The 7742-nt window shown below is 57.6% G+C and carries 7 protein-coding genes; 2 read left to right on the forward strand and 5 right to left on the reverse strand.

Going from position 1 to position 7742, the window contains the following annotated elements; all coding sequences use genetic code 11:
• The first annotated feature begins 139 nt into the window (after positions 1–139).
• Entirely contained in the window at positions 140–691 is a 552-nt protein-coding gene (locus VM163_09575) for a hypothetical protein (protein HUT04125.1), read from the forward strand.
• A gap of 19 nt (positions 692–710) precedes the next feature.
• On the opposite strand, the gene VM163_09580 is transcribed toward VM163_09575, so the two are convergent.
• A complete protein-coding gene (locus VM163_09580; GenBank protein HUT04126.1) occupies positions 711–2813 on the reverse strand; it encodes an O-antigen ligase family protein in 2103 nt (700 codons plus the stop codon).
• A 282-nt stretch (positions 2814–3095) separates the two neighbouring features.
• On the opposite strand from VM163_09580, the gene VM163_09585 reads away from it, so the two are divergent.
• Positions 3096–3665, forward strand: a complete 570-nt coding sequence (locus VM163_09585; protein ID HUT04127.1) for a TlpA disulfide reductase family protein — start codon at positions 3096–3098, stop codon at positions 3663–3665.
• Here VM163_09585 and VM163_09590 read toward each other — a convergent pair.
• The 4 genes from VM163_09590 to VM163_09605 all read right to left on the reverse strand — a co-directional run.
• Positions 3615–4946: a glycosyltransferase gene (locus tag VM163_09590; GenBank protein HUT04128.1), complete on the reverse strand. Its 1332-nt coding sequence runs from the start codon at positions 4944–4946 to the stop codon at positions 3615–3617. The genes VM163_09585 and VM163_09590 overlap by 51 nt on opposite strands.
• 168 nt (positions 4947–5114) lie before the next feature.
• On the reverse strand, positions 5115–5933 hold the full coding sequence (locus VM163_09595) for a hypothetical protein (GenBank protein HUT04129.1): 819 nt from the start codon (positions 5931–5933) through the stop codon (positions 5115–5117).
• A gap of 19 nt (positions 5934–5952) precedes the next feature.
• A complete protein-coding gene (locus tag VM163_09600; GenBank protein HUT04130.1) occupies positions 5953–6336 on the reverse strand; it encodes a LapA family protein in 384 nt (127 codons plus the stop codon).
• A 326-nt stretch (positions 6337–6662) separates the two neighbouring features.
• Positions 6663–7742: two-component regulator propeller domain-containing protein (locus VM163_09605; protein HUT04131.1), on the reverse strand; the 1080-nt coding region annotated here is incomplete at its 5' end.

Genomic DNA, 7742 nt, shown 5'->3' on the forward strand with positions numbered 1-7742 from the left:
AGCTGAATAGTAGTTGACGTGTCAATAGCGAAATTGCTCTCTGCCGCAACTTGCGGCAGCGCAGCCGATGTGTTATGGTTCTTATCGGTTTTTGGATAATTATAGTAAAGCTTTCGACCACGGGGAGATGAGGCGAGCTATGGTCTTTGGGAGCGGGAAGAGGGCGCAAGCAAGGGAGCTTAAGGGCAAGGTTGAGGGCATCCTGTCCCTGTTGGACAGCTTGGCAGCGGGCTCGGAGGTATCCGGTAAAACTGGAGAAAATGCGAAGGGGGCCGAGGGCGAAAGCGCTTTCGCCGCGGTCAATTCCCTGAAGGACTCAATCGGACAGATGATGCAGCTCGTGGCCGAGATAACCTCTTTGCAGCAGGGACTTCTCGGTGAATACGAGAAGTTTGTCGATAGATGTGAGGGTATTGACGACCTATCCCGTGACGGACGGTATCAGCTCGCCAGCGATTTTTTCTCCTTCGTCGTCGCCAAGAACGCCAAGAACGGCAACGCCGCGGATGCGCTTCAGCAGGACCTGGCGGGCCTCTCGGAGGAACTGGACAAGCTCGCTTCTCCTATGCAGAGCTCCGCTCTGGCAGCGGACGTCTCGAATGACGTAGAGAAGATCAGACGAGCAGTTTCCGACCTCGCCTCGTTCCTATCGGTCGATATCGCAGATTCGGCAGGCCACAGCGGCGAGTAGCCGGCGCAGTAGTTCCCGTTCAGCTGGCCTCGGCCGTGCTTGAAGACGCAAGTGGCAGGAACATCCCCAGAACCGCCCAGAAAGCGAAGCTTGGAGAGAACCAGAACATCCCATCATAGGCGAGGCAATTGACGCCAAAGCCGACAATCGCGACGCACACGGCCCAAACATAACTGTTCCAGTAGCGGTCAGTCTTTGTGGCCCTGAGCGCGCGCAGGGACGCTCGGACGACCGTGGCTACGAAGACGAGGAAAGCTAGAAGCCCCAGAATACCTGTCTCGGCTAATATCGTGAACAGAACGTTGTCCGGAACCTTGTAAATCCTCAAGGTCTCCGGGTTCTTGCGATAATACTCATCGAAAATCGCCTCGAAGTTGCCTATCCCGATCCCGAATACTGGGTGGTCTCGCATCATCCTAAGGGCGCTCAGGCCACCATCGACCCTCTGGTTGACGGAGTAAAGCAGCGTGTGATCGAGCCTTTCGCCCGCGAGCTCGACGATCTCGTCCTGCGTCAAGTGCCCCTGTCGGATCAGCCCATCAACCTGCCTGACATCGGCCAGGTATTGCTTATATTGTGGCGCCATCAGCACCGCGGCAACGACGACAGCCACCACGCCGGCCGCGAACAGGCCCAAGAGCAGCTTCTTGTGCATACGGAGGAAATATATTCCGACCGCCGCGACTACCGCAACGAGGCTGCCGTACGAGCATGAATAGACCAGGGCGATGGCGATCAGGCCGGTTGAAACTAAACCGAAGATGCCCAGCCAGCTACTCCGCTTCTCGTGCAGTGCGAAGAACAAGGCCAGCGGGAGACACATGACGAGGAATGAGCCGAGCACGCTGGGGTCTGTGAACGACGATGCGACGGGCATGCCGAGTGTGTATTCAACGTAGATCGGTGCGAACGCCCGGTAGAAGGTATCGAGGAGGTAGTTGTGGTCGAGAAGTCCCTCTATCACGGCGTGGAACGCTACCCAGGACGCCACGAGCAGGACGGCGATGCTGAAGCGCCTCGCGATGGCTAGCTTGGGTCTGCGGCTGAGGACACATCTTGCGAGAGCCATGAAGAGTATAGCTGGAAGGAGGTAGTAGATGACTCTGAGCAGTGAACGGTCGGGAGCGGAGGCGTTCTTGATGGAGAGCAGGGCTGCTCCAAAGAATGCCATGAACGCCCATTCTGGAGCACTGAGCCGAGCGATTCCGGGGCCTAGCAGAGCAACTCCCAAAAGCACGAGCAGGGCGAGAATGGTCTCTGGCAGCAGGACATAAACGCCGGCAATGGGGAACTTCAGATACGGGAAGAAGTCAAATGGGAAGACAGCGTTGGCGGCGAAGACCAAGCAGAGCCCCCAGAAGAGCACTTGCCAGCTCGCATCTTTTGCCCATCCGCTCACTTTCCAGTTCTTCAGGCCCACGCCGTTTCCAGCCCTTGCACTGGCAACTGCCGACCTGATGTTGAGGACAGATAAGACCATCACTATCAGGAATGGCAAGTATGCGAGGAACACCCTTTTGTTAAGTCCGAACCATGTCCTGAATGGCATCATCACCGACAGCAGCGGGGCGCTCGGGAACCGGACGAAATCGATCCCCACTGGCCCGGAGACCTTGGGCAGCATTACCTTGACCGCGGTAACTGTCCCTCGCCAGGCGGGATTGCCGGCCAGGTTGAGCGTCAATCGCTGCCGCACGCTCGGTCCGGCGAGGTACTTCAGGTTGAAGGCCTGCTTGACGCTCTCATTCGAGCTGAACTGTTCGTTCGGCCCGTGCCAGAGAATCTCAACCGGATGCCGTTCGATGTCAGAGAAATCCACGCCCATGTCAATTATGGGATGCCACTTGGCGGCGAGGTTCTTCACCTTGAAGACAACGGACACGTCCGAGCCGGGCTCCGCCGGTCTTAGGACGAGTGTCCCGTTCGAGGCACCCTCGATCTCCCCTTCAAGGACGTCAAGCTTGCTTAAGACCTCTTGCTGAGGAGGCGATAGGTCGAGCGAGACAGTGCGACAGCCGAGCCCTAAGATGCCGAGCGCTGCCACTACGAGGAGGTGAACAACCCTCAATGTGGCTTTCCAGCGTCCCTTCTGGCTCTGGCGCTCCAACCTCGGCCTATTCACTCTATCTCTCCTCTTAAGACTTTTGAACCAGACCCAAGCGAACACAACATCGCTCATAAGTGCTGGGGCAGCATAACCCTACTCGATCGCCCGTTCAACCCTCGTGTCATCAGCATTCTTGGGTGCCACCCTTCCGGTAATGGTAGCCAGCGTCGCCCGGGGCAGGATGGCATCTTGCATAATGAAGCCGCCATCGATAGGTTTGTAAACGTCTGAAAATGGAACGGCCTAATGAGGGCCGACTCAAACCGACTTATGCGGAAAGGAAGTGTGATGATACTCATGAGTAGTCTTCCTGTTTGGGCGAGGCGAGCTCTTAACCTTCTGATGCTTTTTGCCGTGCTTAGCCTTCCTTTCATGGCCGGCTGCGCAGAGAAGCCGCAACCATCTGAGACTGAGAGCGCCAGCGCGAAGGCGGCTCCGGGCCGCGGGCCCCAGGCTCCCAACTTCAGACTGAATTCGCTCGACGGCGAGACGGTTGAACTGAGTGCGCTTAAGGGAAATGTCGTTGTGATAGACTTCTGGGCCACTTGGTGTTACCCGTGCCGAGTCACGCTGCCGCTGATGAACAAAGTGTATAAGCAGACTCGCGGCAAGGATGTCTCGGTGTTTGGCATCTCGACTGACCGCGTCTCATCGCTCAGGGTGAAGGATTTCGCTAAGAAGAACAATCTGGAGATGCCAATCCTCCACGACAGAGACGGGACTACAGCGCGAGCATACGGGATTAGGGCCATTCCCACGACGTTGGTCATCGACAAGAACGGATGTATCAGGGACAAGCATATCGGCGCTGACCGGCTAATCGACAAGAAACTTCTTGAGAAGGTGGACGAGCTTCTCAGGGAATGACCTTGCCAGCGGTTCCTGTCGCTCGGGGGCGGCATGCTCATCCCTCAGACCATCGCTTGAGTGGCTGGAATGTAACTTATCCGCCGCGAACGCCGGCGAGAGGCAGTAATCGTCCAGCGGACGTGCAACAGCGTCCCAGCGAAACTCCTCCGCGAGAAGAGCGAGCCTTTTTTTGTATTGGTCGATCTCAGCCGGCCTCGCGCCTCGTAGCGTCATGATGGCCTGGGCGAGCGCCTCGATGTTCTGTTGCGGAACGCAGAAGCCTAGATTTCGCTCGTTCACGAGGCGCGAGATGTAGTCGCCCTCGGTCATGATCATTGGCAGGCCAGCCCAGATGTAGTCGAGCGCTCGGGTTCGTATCGAGAACCTATTCTCGACGTGGTCGAAGTGCGTCGATACGCCAGCGTCCGCCTCTAGCAGGAAGTTCTGCCTTAGTTTATATGGCACCCACTCGTGGTTGAAAAACACGGATTTGCCGAGCAGGCCGAGCTCTTTGGCGAACGACTTGGCCTCATTTGCGACGCGGAACTGCTCCTTTGGCATGGACGGGTGTGGATGCCGGACGCCAAGAAAGAATAGCTTGACCGTGCTGTCCATCTCGGAGACCGCTCTCATCGCGCTAAGCAGCGTGAACGGGTCGAACCAGTTCCAGATGCCGCCGGCCCAGATCAGGACGAAGTCCTCCTTGTCGATGCCCTTGACGATGCCCTTCAGTACCTGCTCCGTGTGCGTCGGTGGGGTGCTTTCGACACCGAACGGGACTGTGCAGATGAGTTTTTTGAGGCTCTTGTCGGGAGCGTATGTTTTTGGGTTAATCCTTCCCAGCGCAGCGAGCATGCCTATCCAAAGCGAGCGCTGGTCCTCTGTGCCTGCAACAAAGAAATCGCCCGCTAGAAGCTGCTCCCTCAGGACAGCAAGGTCCGATTCGAACTGCGACCAGACATTCTTTCCATGATAGACCTCGAGCTTCTCGAGCACGAACGGGTCGTAAAGGTCCATAACAAGAGGTTTCCCCAACGTTTTCAAGAAGGGGTAGATCGCTAGAGTGTATGGCGGCAAGACCAAAACGTCGCTTCTGGTCGCAAGCCCGCGCAGCTTCTCATGGTCTCGGTTGAACGCAACAAGCGAGAACCCCTCGGCTAAGACGTCAGGCTCGTTCTCGCAGGCCAGGACGACCTCGTGCCGGAGCGACAGCACCTTGCTGAGCTCAAAGCAACGGATAGCAGGGCCGGCCATCCTCTTGGACACATAGTCGTTGCTTATGAACAGAACGCGGCTCAATGCCTTCCTCTGAGGCAAGTCCGAGGCGGCCGGACGGCATCCCTCAGAAGCGGCGAGCTATTTATATGCCCGCGAGCGCTCCCAAACTCGCCGGTGAGCGATGTGGACGGCGACCGTGGCGCCCCATCTGCGCTCACGATTCGCTTCGTGGGCGACTGCGGCGGCGACTCAGTCAAACCAACCGGATGTATCCTCCGAGCGGCTGATGCCGGTGGCGATCTTGTCGCGGACCTCATCATCCGTCATCGGCCCGGCGAACACCTCCTCCCCGTTGATAAAAAGGCCTGCTCTGATGCCGAAAGCCGCCATCACGTTTTTTTTGTCCGTGTGGAACTCGTTGAAGACCACGTCTTGACCAAACTCCTGCGCAATGTGGCGCCACCTCTTGAGCTGATACAGTCTATATGGACATTGATTGCTAAAGAAGAAGTCGATGATGGCCTTGCCACGCTCGGGCTCACGCTCATAGGAAACGGGCATCAGATGTGGGTTCTCAACGTGCTTAAACTTCTTGACTAGAAGCACGCGGAGTCCCTGTCTGTCCACCACCTGGTAACCTATATGTTTGAAGAACGTATAGGGCATGAACCAGAACTCGTGGTCGAGGCCCCATGCCGCGATCCCCTTTGCCGTCGTGTTCTCCTTGACGTCGCGCTGCGCGGCCTGCACGAGCTTTCGCCCATAGCCCTTGCCCTGCATGCACCCGGGGCCGAGGTCCCATATATGGAGCATTATGCAGTTGATGAAATAAAGGTCCTTCCCGATCGCTGGACATGGAGCCAACTCTATCGGCTGATACTCTATGAAACCTGCCGGCTTGTCGTCCTCGAAGAGCAGCTGAGCGCGCAAGCCCTTTTTGATCATGGCCTTGAGCCACTTCTTCTTGGTCTCGGCGTCTTTCTTCAGCTCCTCGTTATACGTCAGACAGCAGCAGGACTCCACGTCCATATTGCGCTCTGACAGCGGCTCAATTCTGACCTTAGGCACTCACAGCCTCCCGAGCAAACTATGACGTAGGGATTGGCTCCGTCGAGCCTCCCTCTTCCTCCTCGCTCTGACCAATCGGTATCTTTCGCAGGACGTCCAGCTCCTCACGCTGCTCCACGATCTTGCGCCTCAGCTCTTGATTCTCGCTCCCAAGCCTAAACTGCGGGAACATAAGAAGAATGCCCGCCAAGAGGCCGCCAACGAAAACACAGCCCAAAACCAAGAGATACACCGGCAACGGACGTACCTGCCTGGCCCCATCTGGCCCCACATCGTAACCCAAAAGGGGTATCGGCTTCCCCTTATAGTAATTGATCGTAACCGTGTGGCTATTCTGTGCCGCAATCCAAGTCAGCACACCTAGCAGGACAATGAACGCCAGTATCTTGACCAACCTACCCATATAACCGCTCCATGTTAATCGCCTCAACCAGAGAATAAGACGCCCTTAGCCCAACGTCTCCAATAAGAGTAAACGCCGAGCAATGAGGCGTCAAGCTCATCTGGCGCCGCAAAAATCTGATTTGAGGCAGGAGAGTTCATAAGATGAACATGTTTAGCAGATGACGCCGCCCGGGAGGTGAGACCACTTTATGGGGGACAGCCGTCGCGTGTCCCCCATACCCCCTCCGCGAGCGGAGAGCCTCCGCTCCCATAGCTTGGGCCGAGGGTGGCGTGGCCACCCGCATCTTCGTGCTCCTTCGTGGCCCTTCGTGGACAGAACTACCATCAATCATCTCTCACCTCGAAGGGGCATGAGGCGGTGCGATAGACGTTCTTGATTGAGAAGGGGCCGGTGAGGCCGATGTGGAACGTGTATGCGCCGGCTGGGGCCTCGTTCGGGAGGGTGGTGTTCAGGAGGACGAGGTCGTCGATTGAGCCATAAGCCGGGAGCGGGACGTTCGCGAAGTAGGGCACGGGATACGCGAAGAGCGCGAGGCCCGTGGGGCCCTCGCCATCGGGTGGGTCTGGCAGGGGCAGCGGCGGAGGCGCGAGGTCCTTCATGTCCGGTGTGTTGGGTATCGACCCCGGCCCGCTATAGCTCGGCCCCGGCTCCAAGAACGCCGTGCTGCCATCGAACGCCACATAGAATATCGGAAACGGAGGCGCTGCACCGCGAGGCGCAACGTAGAATATCTGCCCGCTCGGGGCCTGAACGGCTACGTAAACGTCAACGCTCGTCGGCGGGCCCAAATAGGATAACGAGGCGCGTCCTTTCAGTGCGTCGGACTCGGCATCGGCTTTCAGATAAAAGCACCCGTCAGCCAGCAGAACGCTTACGCCTCGTTCAGTCGAGACCCACATATTGCCGTATTGGTCCTCGTCGATATCGTTGACCTCACCGGAGCACAACCCGTCGCTGGTCGAATAGAACCGAACCTGCTCGTCCCCGTCGATACGGAGAAGCCCGGGCTGATAGTGGTATGAATCCGCTTCGTACTGCATGCCCTGGCACCACTTACGGTTCTGACTATCGACGAAAAGGGGAGCTTCTGCGCCGCATCCGCCCAAACCACTAGGCAGTAGTGTCGTCACGCTTCCGCTTGCGATTTCAGTGACCCACCCACACGTGGCCCATACAACATCGTTCTGATCCACCGCAATGGCATCATAGCCCGCGCCCGTGGCATACGCCGTGGCCTCGCCGGCGGCCAACGAACGAATCCCCGCGTAGTTGCGAGGTGTTGAGTCTTCGTACTGGTCCCAAAATCGATCATCGCAGGAGAACCATGCGACCCCGTTGCTGTCGAACGCCACATCGGAGAGCTCCTGTGCCGACCAATCAGGCCTATACGCACTCCACCACCT

The organism is bacterium (genome assembly GCA_035527515.1).
Classification (GTDB): Bacteria; B130-G9; B130-G9; order B130-G9; family B130-G9; genus B130-G9.

Bases quoted from the DNA above. Each gene is read 5' to 3' on its own strand.
- VM163_09585 (HUT04127.1), top strand. From the start codon at position 3,096: ATGAGTAGTCTTCCTGTTTGGGCGAGGCGAGCTCTTAACCTTCTGATG.
- VM163_09600 (HUT04130.1), bottom strand. From the start codon at position 6,336: ATGGGTAGGTTGGTCAAGATACTGGCGTTCATTGTCCTGCTAGGTGTG.
- VM163_09575 (HUT04125.1), top strand. From the start codon at position 140: ATGGTCTTTGGGAGCGGGAAGAGGGCGCAAGCAAGGGAGCTTAAGGGC.